The following is a 17,527-nucleotide window of genomic DNA, read 5'->3' as shown; positions in this document are numbered from 1 at the left end:
TCAGGACTCGAGTGCGCCGTCGATCGCCTGTTCGAGGTCGCCGATCAGGTCGTCGACGTGCTCGATGCCGACCGAGACGCGGACGAGGCCGTCCGTGAGTCCCGCCTCGATGCGCTCCTCGCGTGGAATCGCGGCGTGGGTCATCGGCGCGGGCTGTTCGATCAGGCTCTCGACGCCGCCGAGACTCTCTGCGAGCGTGAACACTTCGGTGTTCGAGACGACCTCGCTTGCCTCCTCCAGGCTGGCGTCGAGTTCGAAGCTCAGCATGCCGCCGAAGTCGGCCATCTGTTCGCTGGCGATCTCGTGGCCAGGATGGGACTCGAGTCCGGGGTAGTAGACGCGGTCGACGTCGGGGTGGTCGTCGAGCCACTCGGCGATAGCGCTGGCGTTCTCGCAGTGGCGGTCCATCCGGACGGGCAGGGTCTTGGTGCCCCGGAGGACGAGGAAACTATCGAAGGGGCCGGGCGTCGCGCCGACGGCGTTCTGGTAGAAGCCAAAGCGCTCGTCCAGTTCTTCGTCGTTCGTGAGGAGTGCGCCACCGACCACGTCGGAGTGGCCGCCCAGGTACTTTGTCAGCGAGTGCGAGACGATGTCTGCGCCGAGGTCGAGCGGTTGCTGGAGGTACGGCGTCGCGAAGGTGTTGTCGATCGCACAGAGCGCATCGTGGTCGTGAGCGATGTCCGCTGCGCCCGCGATATCGACGATCGACATGAGTGGGTTCGTCGGCGTTTCGAGCCAGAGCAGTTCCGTGTTCTCCTGGAAGGCCGCGTCGATGGCGTCGAGGTCGGTCATGTCGACGAACGAGAACTCGATGTCGTAGTCCTCGTACACCTGGGTGAAGATGCGGTGGGTGCCGCCGTAGACGTCGTTGCCGGTGACGACGTGGTCGCCGGAGTCGAGCAGATTGAGCACGGTGTTAATCGAGGCCATCCCGCTCGCGAACGCGCGGCCGTACTCGGCGTTCTCGAGGCTGGCAAGGTTGGCCTCGAGATCAGATCTGGTCGGGTTACCGGTTCGAGAGTACTCGTAGCCGCGGTGTTCTCCCGGGGCGTCCTGCTCGTACGTCGAGTTCGCATGGATTGGCGTCATCAACGCGCCAGTCTCTACATCTGGCTCCTGACCGGCGTGAATCGAACGCGTTTCGATTCGGAACTGCTCATCGTCGGCGTCAGTGTGGGTATCAGCGTCGTCGTCCATACAGAGCAACGCGTTGCGCGGTCGGATTATTGTTACTGTTACTATCACGGCGACTGTTGCGAACAGACGTCACTTCGTGGTGGCCTGTGGGAACCATCTACATTCGAACGGGCCAAACTGCAGCGAAAGACGTGCGTTTTATAACCATCACCGGTCAAGACGGGCGTACGACTATGCCGAAATCTAATGGCCCTCGTCAGGGAACCCGGAACAAGCTATCCAACAGTCCACGAGACCGCGGCTCCTCGCCGCCACAGCGTGCAATTCAGCAGTACGAGGTCGGTGAGAAGGTCCACCTGAAGATCGACCCAAGCGTTCACAAAGGTCGCTACCACCCACGCTTCGACGGTCACACCGGCGAAGTCATCGGTACGCAGGGCGACGCCTTCAAGGTCGAGATCAACGACGGTGGCAAGGACAAGACGCTCATCGTCACCGCAGCACACCTGCGCGCCCAGGACCGCTCGGAAGAGCGTGTCTGAGACCGCACAGCGCCCTCGAACACAGATACCACTATGACGATCTTCAAAGAGATCGTCGACGAGGAGTTCCTGACGGTCTCGGAGACGAAGGGGCTGCTCGCCGACATCGAAGCCGACCGCGCACTGGACGAGGAGCGGGAACTGCCGTACGAACTCGCGCGAGCGATCGATCACGTCAACCAGTTCACCGTTCTCGAACCCGACGACGCACAGGACCTCGTCACCGATCTGCAGGAGATCGAGAAAGTCGACGAACCAACGGCGTACAAGATCGCTAACCTGCTGCCGCGCAACCGAAGCGAACTTCGTTCGGTCTACGCACAGCAGCGCTACTCCCTCTCGGGCGAGGAACTCGACGACATCCTCAACGTTGTCGCGAAGTACGCCTGAGCGATCACCATCCGATCGAACGATCGAACGACGGGGGACCGACACACGACTGCAGCGCTCGCTGCAAGCGGGCCGACTCTTTAAGTATGCCGTACCCGTATCGCCTGACAATGAGCGAAGTCGATAGCGATGGGACGGACGTTCGGCGCGCGGTCGTGTTGGACTACCTCGCACATGGCCTCTCCGATGACGGCCGACCGCAGTACGCGAAGTCACCCGCAGGCTACGCCCTCGGCACGACGGCGTTCCAACTCTACGAAGTCGCCTTCGACGAGGACGAGCGCCTCACTATCGGCAGCGAGGTCGTCGTCGAACCCGCGTCCGAACGCGACATCGTCACCGAGAGCAACCGCGTCGAGTACGAAGACCTCTCCTCGGGTGCCCAGTCTGAACTCGAGTACGTCGTCGCAGACCTCGTCGAGGAGGACGAACAGCGCTTCGTCGACTTCTATAACGACGCCCAGCCGATCACGCTGCGGCTCCATCAGCTCAATCTGCTCCCGGGAATTGGGAAGAAACTCCGAAACGGGATTCTCGACGAGCGAAAGCGAAAGCCGTTCGAGAGCTTCGAGGAGCTTTCGGAACGCGTCTCCGGTCTCCACGATCCGGACGAGATTATCGTCGAGCGTATTATTCAGGAGTTGCGCGACGAGGATCTGAAGTACCAGACGTTCGTCGGGCGGCGTGAGCAAGAACAGAATCAATAGGGCGGCGCGGCGGTCGGTTCCGTAACTGAGTGGTGACAGCTCGGCGCAGATGGTGACATATTTCCCGTCGGTGCGAAGTACTGAATTGCTGAATCACTGCATTGCTGTATCACTGAACCACGAATCGACAGCCGATATCGAGCCACGTCACCACCCAGACTATCGGTCCCGTGCTACAGATCGTTCGTTCAGGGCCCTGAATTGCGCTTCCGCCACAGCTACTCTGTTCGCTGCTCTTGTGCTGGCTCCACTTCCGCCGACTCCGGTGATCCTGGCGACTCCGCTGACTCTGATGACTCTGCTGGCTCCTGTACAATCGTCAGCCAGAACTCCTCAACCGACTGGACGAACTCGAGAAACTCGTCCGCGGAGACCGGCTTCTGGAGATAGTAGTCCGCCTCGATATCGTGTGACTTGACGATTCTTTCACCCGTACTCGAGCTGGTCAGGACGACGACAGGTATCTCACACAGTGCTGGTTCGCCCTTCAACTCCGCGAGCACTTCGAAGCCGGTTGTTCGGGGCAACTGCGGTTCGAGGAGGATTAGATCGGGTGTCGGCTCGTCCGCGTAGGGCTCGCGCTGGTTGACGAAATCGAGCGCAGACTCGCCATCCGTGACCGTATGAATCGTATTAGTCAAACTGGCATCCTGGAACGATTCCGTGAAGAGACGAGAGTCACCAGGGTTCGGCTCGATGAGTAAGATGTCGATCGGACTGTCTGCGGCCGTCATTACAGTGCGTTCCCACCGAGAGAATAAAACAACGTGGGTCGACCACACGAAGTGCCACCGCGACCGAACTGGACACCGCGAGACGGTGCGTTTACACCACTGCCATCCATACAGCCAGCAATGAGAGACCCAGACGGACTGATCGCCCGCGCGGGCGTCCGGGGCGATCCGAACCGCGATCAACACTTTCTCGTCGACGATCGCGTCCTCGACCGCCTGCCGACCTATCTGACCGATATCGACGCCGATACGAGCCACGTCCTCGAAATCGGCGGCGGCACCGGCGTGCTGACCGACCGACTACTCGAGACGATCGGCGCGGATGACCAGCTCACCGTCGTCGAGCGAGATCCACCGCTCGCCGAGTTCCTGCAGGAAGAGTTCAGCGATGCGATCGACGCGGGTCGCCTGACGGTGATCGAGGGCGACGCACTCGAGGTCGACCTGCCCGAGTTTACGTCCTCGGTGTCGAATCTGCCCTACGGCGTCTCGAGTGAGATCACGTTCCGGCTGCTACCCGAACAGCGTCCGCTCGTGTTGATGTTCCAGCAGGAGTTCGCCGAGCGGATGGTTGCCGAGCCCAACACGTCGGAGTACGGCCGGCTGTCGGTGTCAACCCAGCACTACGCCGACGCCGAACTCGTCGAGTCGATTCCGAAGGAGGCGTTCTCGCCGCCGCCAGCGGTCCAGAGTGCGGTGGTTCGACTGGTTCCGCGGGAGCCGGAGTACGACGTAGAGAACGAGGCGTTCTTCCTCCGGTTCGTCAAGGCGCTGTTCACGCAGCGGCGCAAGACGATCCGCAACGGGATTCGGAACACGGCCCACATTTCGGGGCTCCAGAAGCCAGATGCAGTTGTCGATGCGGCTGACGACGAGGTTCTGCAAAAGCGCGCCGGTGCGATGGCACCGGCTGAGTTCGCTGCGCTCGCGGAACTCGCAAGCGAGGTCGGCGAGCCGGAGGCGTAATCGGTGAGTGCAACGGGTCACCGTGGTACGGAACTGTAGCCGACGCGAGTCGATTCGGCACTGACCGACGGATACTCAAAGCTGCACAGATGAGAGAGTCGAGAGACGAACAATTGCTATGGATGTCGGGATAACGGGGTTCGATTGGCTCGCAGAGACGTTCCAGGCGACCGAACTCAGGGTCGTCGTTACCGTCGCAGCCGCCGGGTTACTGGTCGCGGTGTTGCTCACCTACAGGCGATTACAGGCCTGGATTAGCAACCGCAGCCGGCCGCTGTACGGTGATATCGCCTCGACGGTCGTGTTGATCGGAACCTGTGTCCTCTCGCTCGCGATCGTCCTCGGCGTCTGGGGGCAGACGGACGAAATATACGAACTCTCGGACCGGCTCGATCTGAGCGGCGCAGTCGTCGCACAGGCGATCGTCTCGTTCATCCTGATCGTCGGTTCGTTCATCGTCACGCGATTCGTCAAGCGCGTGCTGGACGAGGTGCTCGGCTCCGCGTCGGCCGTGACGGACCACCAGCGCGAGATCACCCACCGCGTCTCGCAGGTCATCATCTGGTCGGTCGCGCTCGTGATGATCCTCGGCATCTGGGTCGACGACCTCGGCGGCCTCCTCGTCGGTGCCGGCTTCCTCGGCATCGTCGTTGGGATGGCCGCCCAACAGGTCCTCGGTACCGTCCTCGCCGGCTTCGTCCTGATGTTCGCCCGCCCGTTCGAGATCGGCGACTGGATCGAAGTCGAGGACAACCAGGGAATAGTCACCGACATCTCGATCGTCAATACGCGCATCCGTTCCTTCGACGGCGAGTACATTATGATCCCCAACGACGTCATCTCCTCGAGTATGGTGACGAATCGCTCGAAGCGCGGACGGCTTCGCGTCGAAATCGATGTCGGCGTGGATTATGACGCAGATATCGAGCGCGCCGCGGAACTCGCCGAGGAGACTGTCGACGACCTCGAACAGTCACTCTCCGCACCGGGACCACAGGTCATCACCAAACAACTCGGTGACTCCTCGGTCGTGCTTGGCGTCCGCCTCTGGATCGACAAGCCAAGCGCCAGGCGGTACATGCAGACCCAGACAGCCGCGATCAACGCGATCAAGGAGGCGTTCGACGAGGAAGGAATCGGCATCCCGTACCCACAGCGCGAACTCTCGAGTCGACCCGACACGGAGGTGCCCCTCGCGGGCGTCGGCGCAACACCGGATGGCACCTCGTCGACGGACGAGGAGAACAGCGGCACGGAGTACCAGATGACCGAACCGGAGGACCACTGAGATGGATCTACGAGAGCAACGCGGTATGGAGACGGAGGTGTACCAGCCCGCAGAGGATTCGGAACTCCTCGCCGAGGCGGCGTGTTCCCAACTCAGCAAACGCGGACGCGAGGGACCCGACGCGACGATTCTCGAGGTCGGCACCGGTTCGGGCTACGTCGCTAACCGCGTCGCCGACGAAACGGGCGCGCGCGTGATCGCATCGGATCTGAACCCACACGCCGTCCGGCAGGCGCGGAGCGAGGGCAGCGAGGAGAGCAGCGAGAAGGGGACGGGCAGGAGCGGGGCCGTCGAGACCGTGCGCGCCGACCTCGTCTCACCGTTCGCCGACGACACCTTCGACGCCGTGCTGTTCAACCCGCCGTACCTGCCGACCGAACCCGAAAACGAGTGGGACGACTGGATGGAACACGCCCTGTCGGGTGGCGAAGACGGCCGCGCCGTCATCGATCCGTTCCTCGCCTCCGTCGGCCGCGTGCTCGCCCCCGATGGCGTCGTCTACCTGCTCGTCAGTAGCCTCACCGGTGTCGACGAAGTGGTCGAACGCGCCGGCGAGGAAGGCTTCAGCGCCGTCGCCATCGCCGACGAGTCGTTCCCCTTCGAGACGCTGACGGTACTCGAGTTACACTACTGAAGTCCCGTACCTGGAATCCGAAACTACTTTTCAGGCGGATTAACATTCTCGGCTAATGCCCTCCACACGTCGCTCCCTGCTGGCGAGTGCACTCGTTGGTAGTGCCGCCCTCGCCGGCTGTCTATCGCGTGTCCGGTCACCGTCGCCCAGCGAGCCGCCGGTCGCTGGTGTCGACGAACTCCCCGACCCCGGAAACCACATTCTCGGTGCGAACGGCTCGTGGTCGAGCGTCGGCTGTAACGCGGCCAACACTCGTGTGGTAGCCGACGGCGAGGCACCGGTCGAGGGTGTGACCGAACGCTGGCGTATCGAAACCACACAGACGACCTATCACGAACCTATCGTCGCCGACGAAATCATCTATTTGTTCGAGTCACAACAGCGGCTTCGTGCGCTGGACACAGCCGATGGCGACGAACTCTGGACGTTCGAGGACGCCAGAGCACCACCGCTGGTCCGCAACGGTGTCGCGTACGTCCCGTCATCGAGTGCGATGTACGCGCTCGACGCGACCACCGGCGAACAGGTGTGGGACCAGTCGTTCGACGAGCCAGGACGCGTGACGGCACCGGCGACCGACGCTGGGGACGAACTGCGCTTCGGTGCAGGCGAGACGCTCGTCGCACTCGAGTCCGACACCGGCGAGGAACTGTGGCGACGCGAGTTGTTCGGGCAGATTCACGACCACGCTGCGTTCTACCGAGGGTATGGAACCGTCGTCGCGACGGAAGCGGGAATGCTCTGCGTCGTTGGCGACAGCGGCACTGGATTCCGCCGGTGGCAACTCCCCGCCGCACCGATGGCACCACCAAGCGTCGACTCGAACACGATCTATGTCAGTTGCCGGGATGGGATGACCTACGCGCTGACCGACGATGCCGGCCACGCGGACGACATCTACTGGTCGGCAGACACCGGCTGGACGGAACGCGGCATCGCTGTCGCGGACGGCTTCGTCTTCCTTGCGGGGAGAGGGTCGCTCTCCGCACTCGAAACCGACACCGGCTCGGCCCACTGGGAGTACGACATCGGCGACTGGCGACACACCGCGCCCGCGTACGGCCGTGAGACAGTGTTCGTCGGTGGTGACGCGCTGTACGCGCTCGATCCGACACCTGGCGAGGTTCTCTCGGACGGCCCCGCGGTCCGGTTCCGTCGAGAGTTCGGCGGTCGCGTCGGCCCCGGTCCTGTCCTCGACGACGGCGTGCTCTACGTCGTCGCCGAAGTCGACGAACAGGAGTTTGCACTGCTTGCACTCGAGTAGCACCAACCACAGCCGGGAGTCGTGCAGTCGTGCAGTCGGGAGAGCGCCTCCTACCAGTATCTCCGCGTTGCTGTTTCCCGCTGTTGGGTCCTCTCCTGCCGTCCAATGCCAGTCCGTGAGAAGAACCCGCCCCGGCGGCGTCCTGACAAAATTACTGTAATGCATTACAGAGGATGGAAAATATTAAGCACCGGTATAGCCTAGCCGGCAGTACGATGACTGAGTACGTTTCGACCACACCGGGACTCTTTCCGCTCCCGGACTGGGCGAAAGACGACCTCTCCGACCTGAAGGGCCACCAGAAACACGACCTCATCAGCGGCGACGAGGGCGGTGAAATCACCGCCGCCTACGAGGACGCCCGTGAGGAAGTGATCGGGGTTCAGCAGGACGCCGGCCTCGACCGCATCAGCGAGGGCCAACTGCGCTGGGACGACATGCTCGCCCACCCGCTGGCCGTCAACGACGCCGTCGAAACGCGCGGCATCGTCCGCTACTACGACAACAACAACTTCTATCGAGAGCCCGTCGTCAACGCCGACCTGGAGGCCTCCGGTGACGTGGCGACCGAACTCGAGACGGCCGCCGAACTCGCAGGCGACGATGCCCTGCAGGCCGTCCTCCCCGGCCCATACTCGCTCGCCGATCTGGCGACCGACGAACACTACGGTGACGAGGCCGCGTTCCTCGGCGCGATCGCCGACTTCCTCGAGGCGGAGGCCGAGGCCTTCCCTGATGTCGAGACGCTGTTCCTGCTCGAGCCATCGCTCGTCGAGAACGCGCCCGAAGACGGCGTCGACGAACGCGCAAGCGAAGCGATCGACCAGGTCGCCGGCGCGGTCGATGCCGACGTGGTCGTCCAGCCATACTGGGGTGCACTCGAGGAGAAGGTCTACGCACACCTGCTCGATGCCGACGTCGACGCGGTTGGCTTCGACTTCGTCGCGAACCAGGAGGACAACCTCTACAACATCCAGGAGTACGGTGCGACGGATGACGTTTCCCTCGGCCTCGCCGACGGGCAGAACACGCTCGTCGAAGAGCCCGAAGCGATCCGCGACCGCGTGGATTGGGTATACGACCAGATCCCCGTCTCCGAGTTCGAGACGGTGTACCTGACGACGAACACCGAGACGTTCTACCTGCCGTACGCGAAGTTCGAGGAGAAACTCGCCGCCCTTGCTGCGGCCGCAGAACTCGCCGAGGTGAAAGCCACATGAGCGCAAACGAGGACACACCCGTGACAGTCAACGAGAACAAAGACCAGTTCCGACCGGAGGACCACGAGCACGACCACTTCCTGCTGACGACCGTCGTCGGCAGCTATCCGAAGCCAAAGTGGCTGAACCGCGCGAAGGAACTCTACCAGGACCCTGACCACGAGTTCGACGAGGACGACTGGCAGGAAGCGAAAGACGACGCCGCCCGCCTCATCACGGCCGAGCACGAACGTGCCGGCCTCGACGCTGTCGTCGACGGTGAGATGCGCCGCACTGAAATGGTCGAGTTCTTCGCGCACCGAATCGAGGGCTACGAGTTCAACGGCCCGGTCAAGGTTTGGGGCCACAACTACTTCGACAAGCCCTCCGTCGTGAGCGAAGTCGAGTACGACGAGAGCTGGCTGGTCGATGAGTACGAGTTCACCGCGGACGCAACCGACCGCCCGGTGAAGGTTCCGATTACGGGTCCCTACACGCTCGCCAACTGGTCGTTCAACGAGGCCTACGAGGACGACGAGGCACTCACCTACGACCTCGCGGATCTCGTCAACGAAGAGATCGAGAAGCTCGTCGAGGCCGGCGCGCGCTACATCCAGATCGACGAGCCGGCGCTCGCGACGACGCCGGACGACCACGCCATCGTTGGCGAGGCGTTAGAACGCATCGTCGCCGACATCCCCGAGGAGGTCCGCATCGGCCTCCACGTCTGTTACGGCGACTACTCGCGTATCTACCCCGAAATTCTGGAGTTCCCCGTCGACGAGTTCGACCTCGAACTCGCAAACGGCGACTACGAACAGCTCGATGTCTTCAAAGACCCCGAGTTCTCGAAGGACCTCGCACTCGGCGTCACGGACGCCCACGTCGCCGAAGTTGAGTCCGTCGAGCAGATCGAGGAGAACATTTTGAAGGGGCTGGAGGTCGTCCCACCGGAACAGCTCGTCGTCTCGCCGGACTGTGGTGTGAAGCTGCTTCCCCGTGAGGTCGCCTACGGCAAGATGGCGAACATGGTCGAAGCCGCCCGCAACGTCGAGGCAGACCTCGACGCGGGCAACATCGATATCGAACGCGGCGCACCCGCACCGGCCGACGACTGAGGCGGTCGGTAGACTTCTTTGTGCCTTCGCGATTGCGTGGCCCTGTACTCGCGACGGAAACGGCTAACTGCGCGACGACTGAAGGCACAGCCATGAGCCTCGACGTCGGCGTTCTCGGCTATCGATTCATGGGAAAAGCACACGCAAACGCGATGGCGCGCCTGCCAATGTTCTTCCCGGACGCGCCCGAGATCGAACGCTCCGTCCTGGTCGGCCGCGACGAGGACAGTCTGCGCGAAGCCGCCGACCAACTCGGCTTCGATTCCGTTTCGACGGATTGGGAAGCCGTCATTGACAACGTCGACGCCTTCTACAATCTCGGCCCGAATCACGTCCACCCCGAGCCATCGATCGCCGCACTCGAGTCCGGCACGCCAGTGTTCTGCGAGAAGCCACTTGCACCGACGCTCGAGGATGCCGAGCGGATGGCCGAAGCAGCGGCCGACGCCGGCGAAAGCGTCCCTGCTGGTACCGCGTTCAACTACCGATTCGTGCCGGCGATCCAGTACGCGAAGGGGGTACTCGAGTCGGGCGAGCTCGGCGAGATTCGGCACGTCCGCGGCAGCTACCTACAGGACTGGCTCGTCGACCCCGAGGCAGCCTGGTCGTGGCGCAACGACGCGGAGATGGCGGGTGCGGGCGCGCTCGGTGACCTCGGCTCGCATACGGTCGATCTGGTGCGGTTCCTCGTGGGTGACGACGACCTCGCGGGTGATATCGAGCGGGCGAGTGGACATCTACAGACGTTCGTCGACGAGCGGCCGGTAGAGGGGGGCGGCGACGGAGACGACGACGGCAACGAAACCCGACCCGTCACCGTCGACGACGCCTACGCCGCCCATCTCGAGTTCGAAAACGGTGCGATGGGGACACTCGAGGCGACCCGCTACGCGACGGGACACAAGAACGATCACACGATCGAGATTCACGGCTCGAAGGGGAGTCTGCGCTTCTCGCTCGAACGGCTGAACGAACTCGAGGTGCTGCGCGAGGGCGACCGCGGCTACGAGACGATTCTCGTCACGGACGAGGACGACCCGTACGTCGACCATTGGTGGCCGCCGGGCCACGTCCTCGGCTGGGAGCACACGTTCGTTCACGAGAACTACGAGTTCCTGAGCGCTGTTGCGGAGGGTCGCGAATTCAGCCCAAGCTTTGCCGACGGACTGGCCGCCCAGCGCGTCCTGACGGCGATCCAGGAGAGCGACGAGCGCGGGGAGTGGGTCACGATCGGGCAATAGTACCAGCCCAGATCGGGAAGCGCTGAAACGCTATCCACTTACTCCATTATTCTAGAACGATGCACGTCCGCGTGTGGCCGACGTTTTCGATAGATTGGATGTCTTCCGTGACCACCGACAACAGTTCCTGGTTCGACGCTGCTTCGACCTCGGCGATAATATCGAACTCACCGGCAATGATGCGTGCACGGCTGACCTCATCCAGTTCGGAGATCGTCTCGGCGACTGTACGGGCGGTTCCGGCGGCAGCCGTAATCATCACGTACGCCTCAACCATGGGTGGCTGCTCCTGCTGAAACGGCGTCTGGACGGCGCCACATCTCAGAGCCCACCGGTGTCGGCGTCGACTCTCGTCACAATACGCAGCTCATCGTACCGGGGACTGCCCTCGTCGGGAGATTTGCCGTCGAGTTCGAGATAGCCAGGTTCGACCCCTGTTACCTCGCCGGTCATCGAGGGGTCGTCACCACCAGTACGATCCGCTTCGCGGACTTCGACGTAGTCGCCAACTTCGACGTGTTCTTTGACCAGTGCAGAGGCCTCATCGGTGTTGGCATCCCGCGGAATGGTAAGCTCTGTCATCGAACCTGATTCAACGACGGCGAGGCGGGTAAAAGCGCACGCGTCAGGTGACGGCCGCTTTTGTGTTAGTGTCGGTCCAGCACACTGGCTCGGTTTGCTCGTGAGGAGCACAACACACCAACGCCGGCGAGAACGGTTATGTGATTTCACACGAGTCACTACTACGAAATGCCGGATCGACGAGCCACGCAAGAGACGGCCCGGATCGACCTCGAGAACGGCTTTACGATGCACGACTACCGAACGAAGCTCAAACTCCTGAAGGACTCGGGAACGACACGGACACTCGAGAACCGGGAGGGTCTGCTATGTCCAGCCTGTGGCCGCGAGTTCGATCGGCTATTCGTTACCGAGGAGGAGACCACAACGTTCGAGACGCCGGCAGAGCGGCCGTTCTGTCTCGCCAGAACTGACGAGAAGTTGCTTCTGTGTACTCACTGAACGTCCGACCAGCAGAACTGATACCACCACTAACCGACAGATTCGTACACCGGGCTCTCGGGCGCTCACGACAGTTTTTCTACGATAGCGCCGCAACGGCGGGTATGAAGATCATCAAGGACAGCGTCCACGACCACATCTCCGTGGACGGCGTCGCCCGGGATCTCGTCGACACCCCTGCCGTCCAGCGACTTCGGCGGATCGCCCAACTGGGCACTGTCTCACTCGTCTACCCCTCCGCAAATCACACCCGCTTCGAACACAGCCTCGGCGTCTACCACATCGCCTGTGAGGCCCTCGATCACCTCGGCGTCGACGGAAAGCAGGCCGATCGCGTCCAGGCCGCAGCCATGCTGCACGATGTCGGTCACGGCCCGTTCAGCCACAACCTCGAATCGCTGACCTACCGCCGGACCGGCCGCTACCACGACGACGTCCACAGCCTCCTCGCGGACGGCGAAGTCGGCGACGTCCTGCGCGACCACGACATCGATCCAGACGCCGTCGCCGACCTCGTCGCCGGCGAGGGCCGCTTTGGCCAACTCGTCTCCGGCGAACTCGACGTCGACCGCATGGACTACCTCGTACGCGACGCCCACCACACCGGCGTCCCCTACGGCACCATCGACCACGGCCGGCTGATCCGCGAACTCGTCTTCGTCGACGACGAACTCGTCCTCGACGAGGGCAACGTCCAGGCCGCCGAGAGCTTGCTCGTCGCCCGCGCACTGATGAACCCAACCGTCTACAGCCACAGCGTCGCCCGGATCAGCAAGGCGATGCTCCGGCGTGCCAGCGAGCGGCTACTCGAGTCCCCTGATACCGACGTCGACGCAGCAACGTTGCAGCGGATGGACGACTACGACCTGATCGTCGCACTGCGCTCGTGTGAGTCGACCCAGGAGTTTTCCCGGCGCTACGACCAGCGGGACCTGTTCAAGCGGGCCGTCTGGGCCGAAATCGACGACGTGCCGGGCGGTGTCATCGAAGCCGAACACGAGGCAATCCGCGAGTTCGAGCAGGATATCGCTGCACGAGCGGACGTTGATCCGTCGAGTGTCATCCTCGATGTGCCGAGTCGGCCGTCGATGACTGAGTCGTCCTCGCGCGTGATGGTGAACGGGGACATTCGCCGACTCGAGCAGCAGTCCCCGCTGGTCGAGGCGCTGCGGGCGGCGCAGTACTCCCAGTGGCGACTGGGCGTCTACTCGCCGCCGGAACTGCAAGAGCAGGTCGGCCACGCCGCAGTCGACGTGCTGGGCCTCGATATCGACGGCGCGCTGGTCAGCGAGGTTCGGGACGGGCTGGATACGACGCTGGATCAGTTCGCGGAGTAGAACGGAAACCGTCCCAGCACTGTTCGCTGCCAGTCCGGAATCGAACGAACCGTTCAACCCGGAATCGAACGAACCGTTCAACCCGGAATCGAACGAACCGTTGATGGAACTGCCCACAAACACACACGCATGGAACGAACGGGCACGATTCTTTGCGGCCGCGAGTTCACTCCCGTCGAGGGACGGATCGTTATCGACGACGACGGCCGAATCGAGGCCATCGAGGAGGAATCCGTCGACTCGACTGATATCATCCTCCCGGCGTTCGTCAACGCCCACACCCACATCGGCGACTCCATCGCCAAGGAGGCCGGCGGCGGCCTCTCGCTCGAGGAACTCGTCGCCCCGCCGGACGGCCTGAAACACCGCCTGCTCCGGGCCGCCTCGCGCGAGGAACTCGTCGCCGCGATGACCACCTCACTCGAGTTCATGCACCGAAGCGGAACCGCGGCCTGTCTCGAGTTTCGCGAGGGCGACGTGGCGGGTGTCGAGATGCTCCGAGAGGCGACCACCGCCGCAGCTGGGGCCATCGACGCGCTCGCGTTCGCCCGCGGCTCTATCGACGCAATGCACGCCGGGGACGGCTTCGGCGCGAGCGGGGCCAACGATTCCGAGTTCGGCGAGGAGCGGACGGCGACGCGCGAGGCGGACAAGCCGTTCGGCATTCACGCCGGCGAGGTCGACGCGAGTGACATCGACCCGGCGCTCGATCTGGAGCCCGATTTCCTCGTTCACATGGTTCACCCCGAACCGGACCATCTCGAGCGGGTCGACGAACAGGACGTGCCGATCGTCGTCTGTCCGCGCTCGAATCTGGTTACTGACGTCGGACTCTCTCCGTACACTGAACTCGCCGAGCGGACGACGCTCGCGCTCGGCACCGACAACGTCATGTTGAACTCGCCGTCGATGTTCCGTGAGATGGAGTTCCTCGCCAAACTCTCAGACCTCTCTGCGACCGAGATTCTGCGGATGGCGACGATCAACGGGGCCGAAATCGCCGGCCTCGACTACGGCGTGATCGAACCCGGACGAGAGGCACGCCTGCAGGTCCTCGACGGCGACTCCGCTAATCTCACGGGAGCACAGGACCTCGTCCGCGCCGTCGTACGACGGGCCGGCGTCGACGACGTGCGCGAGGTCCACACGGCACCCCCCTCCGAGTAATCTATCCCAACTTCAGACGGATTGAGGGTCACGATTTTCACGAAAACGTTCTTATAGCGCCCATGCCATATACTATCATAGCACAATGTACGACTGTATCCTCGTTCCGACGGACGGTTCCGCCGAGGGCGAGCGCGCACTCGAGTACGCGTTCGACCTGGCTCGCGCCCACGATGCGACAATCAGGGCGCTGTACGTCGTGAACGTCAGCGGGTACGGGGGGCTGCCGATGGAGACTGCCTGGGATGGGATTAGCAACGCGTTGCGAGACGAGGGTGAGGCGGCGGTCGAGCGGGTCAGAGAACTCGCGCCGGACGACCTCGATGTCGAAACGGCGATACTCGAGGGGTCGCCGAGCCGGGTGATTGTCGACGAAGCGAGACCGTCGAGGTGCGATCTGGTGGTGATGGGGACTCATGGACGAGGTGGGATCGACCGATTACTTCTCGGCAGTGTGACCGAGCGCGTGGTCCGACAGGCACCGGTGCCGGTGCTGACGGTGCAGGTCGATCCGCCAGAGGTGCCAGAGCAGCCGAGTGAGTCGCAGGTTGCGGTAGAGTGAGTCGCAGCGCGAGGGACAGTTGCGAGAGACGAACAGAGTCGTTCACAAACCGGTTGCAGATGCTCGCAATCGGGCTCAAACCGGACGTAAATGCTCGCAGTCGCCAGCAGCGACTGTTTCTCGTTTCCCCGACTCCTCGGATTCGACGACGAGTGCGCCAGAATCGGAAATGTCGACCGCCTCACCGACGAGCGCGCCCGATGATCGGTCGACACGGACGCGCTGACCGAGCGTGAGCGCAAGCTCGCGCCAGGCTGGGACGACGCCGTCGAGGTCGGCCCGCACAGCGTCGAACTCCTCGAGGAGTCGCTGGACGAACACGCGCCGGTCGACGTCCTCGCCGGCTTCGTCGCGGATCGTCGTGGCACCGTCGGGCAATCCGTCTGCATCGAGGTTCGCGTTGACGCCGATACCGACGGTGAGCCACTCGACACGATCAGTTTCGCCCTCCATCTCGGTGAGGATTCCTGCGAGCTTTCGGTACGCGCCGTCCTCGTCGACGGGAACGACCACGTCGTTGGGCCACTTGATACGAGCATCGACACCTGCCTCGCGCGCCGCGCGGGTCGTCGCAACTGCGGCGGCGAGCGTGTAGAGCGGCGCGCGGGCCGGCGTGATCGCCGGGCGCGTCACGATGCTCAGCCAGACGCCGCCCGCGGGCGAGGACCACTCGCGCTCGAGTCGGCCGCGACCGCCCGTCTGTTCGTCTGCGAGGACGACCACGTCCGCCGCGCCGTCGGTTGCACGATCACGCGCTACGGCGTTCGTACTCCCGACTGCGTCGTGGTACTCGACAGTGAAGGGGGCTTCAAGGCCGAACTCGACTGCGGGACCGCTGTAGGCGTCCGCCGAGACGAGTTCGTACCCCGACGGGCCGCTCTCGATTTCGAAGCCGGCCTCACGAAGTGCGTCGACGTGTTTCCAGACGGCGGCCCGCGAGACGGACAGCGAGTCCGCAAGCTCAGGACCGGAGACGGGGCCGTCAACAATCGCGTCGAGAATTGCACGTCGCGTCTCGTTCATGCGCGAACGCGGGAAGCGCTCGTACTTCAATCAGCAGGATTGACGCGAGCCAATCGCTTCGTTCGTCGCCGTTCATACTGCCGACAGAACTATTCGAAGATCGGTCGCGCTACTGCGGCCGGCCCCGAAGGTGACGGCCACGACTTCGCGACCGACTTCTCGCTGACTTCTGTCCGGCAGTATCAGGCCCGAATCTCGCGCAACTTCTCGCGACCCGGCGCGATGAGTTCGTCAAGGTACGTCGCGAGCGTCCCCTTCGCATCGGCCGGATGGAGGTCGCCGGACTCGAGATCAGCCGCCAGCGTCTCGTAGTCGTCGTAGGTCAGGTCGCCACCGTACTCCTCGGGGCGCTCGACGACGATTTCGTCGAAGCGCGGGAAGACGTGGTACTCGAACAGTTCGAGCACGGGGTTCTCGAGGTCACCCTCGGGATCACGCGTCGGCGGACAGAACGCCGAGTTGACCTTCTCCTCGAGTTCCTCGGTGGAATCTTCCATCGAAATGGTGACGCCCTCGCTCGAGGACATCTTGCCCTCGCCGCTGGTGAGGTCGGCGATGATGGGCGTGTGGAGTGCAGGACGCACGTCGTAGCCCAGCTCTGGGAGTTCCTCGCGGGCGAGCATATGGACCTTGCGCTGATCCAGACCGCCGACGGCCAGATCGAGGTCGAGGTACTCGATGTCGAGCGTCTGCATCAGCGGGTAGACGACGTGGCTCACCTTCGCGGTCTCGCCGCCCTGAATCTCGGCCATCGCGCGCTGGGCGCGGTTGAGCGTCGTCGCGAGTTCGAGTTCGTGCAGGTCGAGGGTGTACTCCTCGTCGAGCTGGAACTCGGAGCCGTAGACGAACTCGGTGTTGTCCTCGTCGAGTCCGTAGGCGATGAACTGGGCTTTCATCTGTTCTGCAGTCTCGCGGATCTCCTCGAAGGTTCCCTTCCCGTTCAGGTAGGCGTGGACGTCCGCGAGGAGGACAACGACCTCCATGCCGGCGTCCTGAAGGTCGATGAGTTTGTTCGCAGTTAGCAGGTGCCCGAGGTGGAGCACGCCCGAGGGCTCGTAACCGACGTAGGCGCGCGTTCCGTCCGGCTCATCGGCGAGCTCGCGCACCTCCTCATCGGTCACGACTTCCTCGGCGTTTCGCGTGATCAGATCGTACGTCTCCATGGCTTGTCTCACCTGAATCAACGGACGGGCTT

Annotated in this window: 20 protein-coding genes; 14 read left to right on the top strand and 6 right to left on the bottom strand. The window is 63.2% G+C overall.

The genetic code is table 11. From position 1 onward, the window contains the following. Nucleotides 1–1,197, bottom strand: coding sequence for a cystathionine gamma-synthase (locus tag NMAG_RS05260; protein WP_004216957.1), 1,197 nt, complete (start codon nucleotides 1,195–1,197; stop codon nucleotides 1–3). 173 nt (nucleotides 1,198–1,370) lie between these two features. Between NMAG_RS05260 and NMAG_RS05255 the strand changes: the two genes are divergently transcribed. The 3 genes from NMAG_RS05255 to NMAG_RS05245 all read left to right on the top strand — a co-directional run bounded on the left by NMAG_RS05255 (nucleotide 1,371) and on the right by NMAG_RS05245 (nucleotide 2,776). Next, nucleotides 1,371–1,679: a 50S ribosomal protein L21e gene (locus NMAG_RS05255; RefSeq protein ID WP_004216956.1), complete on the top strand. Its 309-nt coding sequence runs from the start codon at nucleotides 1,371–1,373 to the stop codon at nucleotides 1,677–1,679. Between the two features lie 33 nt (nucleotides 1,680–1,712). Further along, on the top strand, nucleotides 1,713–2,069 hold the full coding sequence (locus NMAG_RS05250; protein ID WP_004216955.1) for an RNA polymerase Rpb4 family protein: 357 nt from the start codon (nucleotides 1,713–1,715) through the stop codon (nucleotides 2,067–2,069). 110 nt (nucleotides 2,070–2,179) lie between these two features. After that, nucleotides 2,180–2,776: a DUF655 domain-containing protein gene (locus tag NMAG_RS05245; protein WP_049916406.1), complete on the top strand. Its 597-nt coding sequence runs from the start codon at nucleotides 2,180–2,182 to the stop codon at nucleotides 2,774–2,776. Nucleotides 2,777–2,994: 218 nt separating this feature from the next. Here NMAG_RS05245 and NMAG_RS05240 read toward each other — a convergent pair whose 3' ends face one another. Then, a complete protein-coding gene (locus NMAG_RS05240; protein ID WP_004216952.1) occupies nucleotides 2,995–3,510 on the bottom strand; it encodes a response regulator in 516 nt (171 codons plus the stop codon). Nucleotides 3,511–3,630: 120 nt separating this feature from the next. On the opposite strand from NMAG_RS05240, the gene NMAG_RS05235 reads away from it, so the two are divergent. From NMAG_RS05235 to NMAG_RS05205, 7 genes are all read left to right on the top strand, one after another. Beyond that, nucleotides 3,631–4,476: a 16S ribosomal RNA methyltransferase A gene (locus tag NMAG_RS05235; RefSeq protein ID WP_004216951.1), complete on the top strand. Its 846-nt coding sequence runs from the start codon at nucleotides 3,631–3,633 to the stop codon at nucleotides 4,474–4,476. A 118-nt stretch (nucleotides 4,477–4,594) separates the two neighbouring features. Continuing rightward, nucleotides 4,595–5,764 (top strand): mechanosensitive ion channel family protein, encoded by a 1,170-nt coding sequence (locus tag NMAG_RS05230; RefSeq protein WP_004216950.1) that lies wholly within the window; start codon nucleotides 4,595–4,597, stop codon nucleotides 5,762–5,764. A gap of 1 nt (nucleotide 5,765) precedes the next feature. Then, entirely contained in the window at nucleotides 5,766–6,398 is a 633-nt protein-coding gene (locus tag NMAG_RS05225; RefSeq protein WP_049916405.1) for a HemK2/MTQ2 family protein methyltransferase, read from the top strand. 55 nt (nucleotides 6,399–6,453) lie between these two features. Continuing rightward, nucleotides 6,454–7,662: an outer membrane protein assembly factor BamB family protein gene (locus NMAG_RS05220; RefSeq protein ID WP_004216948.1), complete on the top strand. Its 1,209-nt coding sequence runs from the start codon at nucleotides 6,454–6,456 to the stop codon at nucleotides 7,660–7,662. Nucleotides 7,663–7,877: 215 nt separating this feature from the next. Continuing rightward, a complete protein-coding gene (locus NMAG_RS05215; protein ID WP_004216946.1) occupies nucleotides 7,878–8,882 on the top strand; it encodes a cobalamin-independent synthase MetE in 1,005 nt (334 codons plus the stop codon). Then, nucleotides 8,879–9,979: a methionine synthase gene (locus NMAG_RS05210; protein WP_004216944.1), complete on the top strand. Its 1,101-nt coding sequence runs from the start codon at nucleotides 8,879–8,881 to the stop codon at nucleotides 9,977–9,979. The genes NMAG_RS05215 and NMAG_RS05210 overlap by 4 nt, the downstream gene beginning before the upstream one ends. Before the next feature lie 92 nt (nucleotides 9,980–10,071). After that, entirely contained in the window at nucleotides 10,072–11,220 is a 1,149-nt protein-coding gene (locus NMAG_RS05205) for a Gfo/Idh/MocA family protein (protein WP_004216943.1), read from the top strand. Nucleotides 11,221–11,266: 46 nt separating this feature from the next. Here NMAG_RS05205 and NMAG_RS05200 read toward each other — a convergent pair whose 3' ends face one another. After that, nucleotides 11,267–11,497 carry an Lrp/AsnC family transcriptional regulator gene (locus NMAG_RS05200; protein ID WP_004216942.1) on the bottom strand — a complete coding sequence of 77 codons (231 nt, stop codon included), beginning with the start codon at nucleotides 11,495–11,497 and terminating at the stop codon, nucleotides 11,267–11,269. 44 nt (nucleotides 11,498–11,541) lie between these two features. Next, nucleotides 11,542–11,802 (bottom strand): hypothetical protein, encoded by a 261-nt coding sequence (locus tag NMAG_RS05195; protein WP_004216941.1) that lies wholly within the window; start codon nucleotides 11,800–11,802, stop codon nucleotides 11,542–11,544. A 168-nt stretch (nucleotides 11,803–11,970) separates the two neighbouring features. Between NMAG_RS05195 and NMAG_RS05190 the strand changes: the two genes are divergently transcribed. From NMAG_RS05190 to NMAG_RS05175, 4 genes are all read left to right on the top strand, one after another. Further along, the gene (locus NMAG_RS05190; protein WP_004216940.1) at nucleotides 11,971–12,243 is read left to right on the top strand and encodes a DUF7385 family protein; all 273 of its coding nucleotides are present in this window, start codon (nucleotides 11,971–11,973) and stop codon (nucleotides 12,241–12,243) included. A gap of 104 nt (nucleotides 12,244–12,347) precedes the next feature. Continuing rightward, nucleotides 12,348–13,580: an HD domain-containing protein gene (locus NMAG_RS05185; protein WP_004216939.1), complete on the top strand. Its 1,233-nt coding sequence runs from the start codon at nucleotides 12,348–12,350 to the stop codon at nucleotides 13,578–13,580. A gap of 129 nt (nucleotides 13,581–13,709) precedes the next feature. Continuing rightward, nucleotides 13,710–14,747, top strand: coding sequence for an amidohydrolase family protein (locus NMAG_RS05180; protein WP_004216938.1), 1,038 nt, complete (start codon nucleotides 13,710–13,712; stop codon nucleotides 14,745–14,747). An 85-nt stretch (nucleotides 14,748–14,832) separates the two neighbouring features. Next, entirely contained in the window at nucleotides 14,833–15,309 is a 477-nt protein-coding gene (locus NMAG_RS05175) for a universal stress protein (RefSeq protein ID WP_004216937.1), read from the top strand. A gap of 75 nt (nucleotides 15,310–15,384) precedes the next feature. Here NMAG_RS05175 and NMAG_RS05170 read toward each other — a convergent pair whose 3' ends face one another. Beyond that, nucleotides 15,385–16,332, bottom strand: a complete 948-nt coding sequence (locus NMAG_RS05170) for a biotin--[acetyl-CoA-carboxylase] ligase (protein WP_004216935.1) — start codon at nucleotides 16,330–16,332, stop codon at nucleotides 15,385–15,387. Nucleotides 16,333–16,514: 182 nt separating this feature from the next. After that, entirely contained in the window at nucleotides 16,515–17,495 is a 981-nt protein-coding gene (locus tag NMAG_RS05165) for a tyrosine--tRNA ligase (protein WP_004216934.1), read from the bottom strand. Nucleotides 17,496–17,527: the final 32 nt, after the last annotated feature.

Origin of the sequence: Natrialba magadii ATCC 43099 (assembly GCF_000025625.1) — an archaeon.
GTDB classification, from domain to species: Archaea; Halobacteriota; Halobacteria; order Halobacteriales; family Natrialbaceae; genus Natrialba; species Natrialba magadii.
The sequence above is the reverse complement of the archived record's forward strand: the minus strand, read 5'-3'. Positions and strand labels throughout refer to the sequence as shown.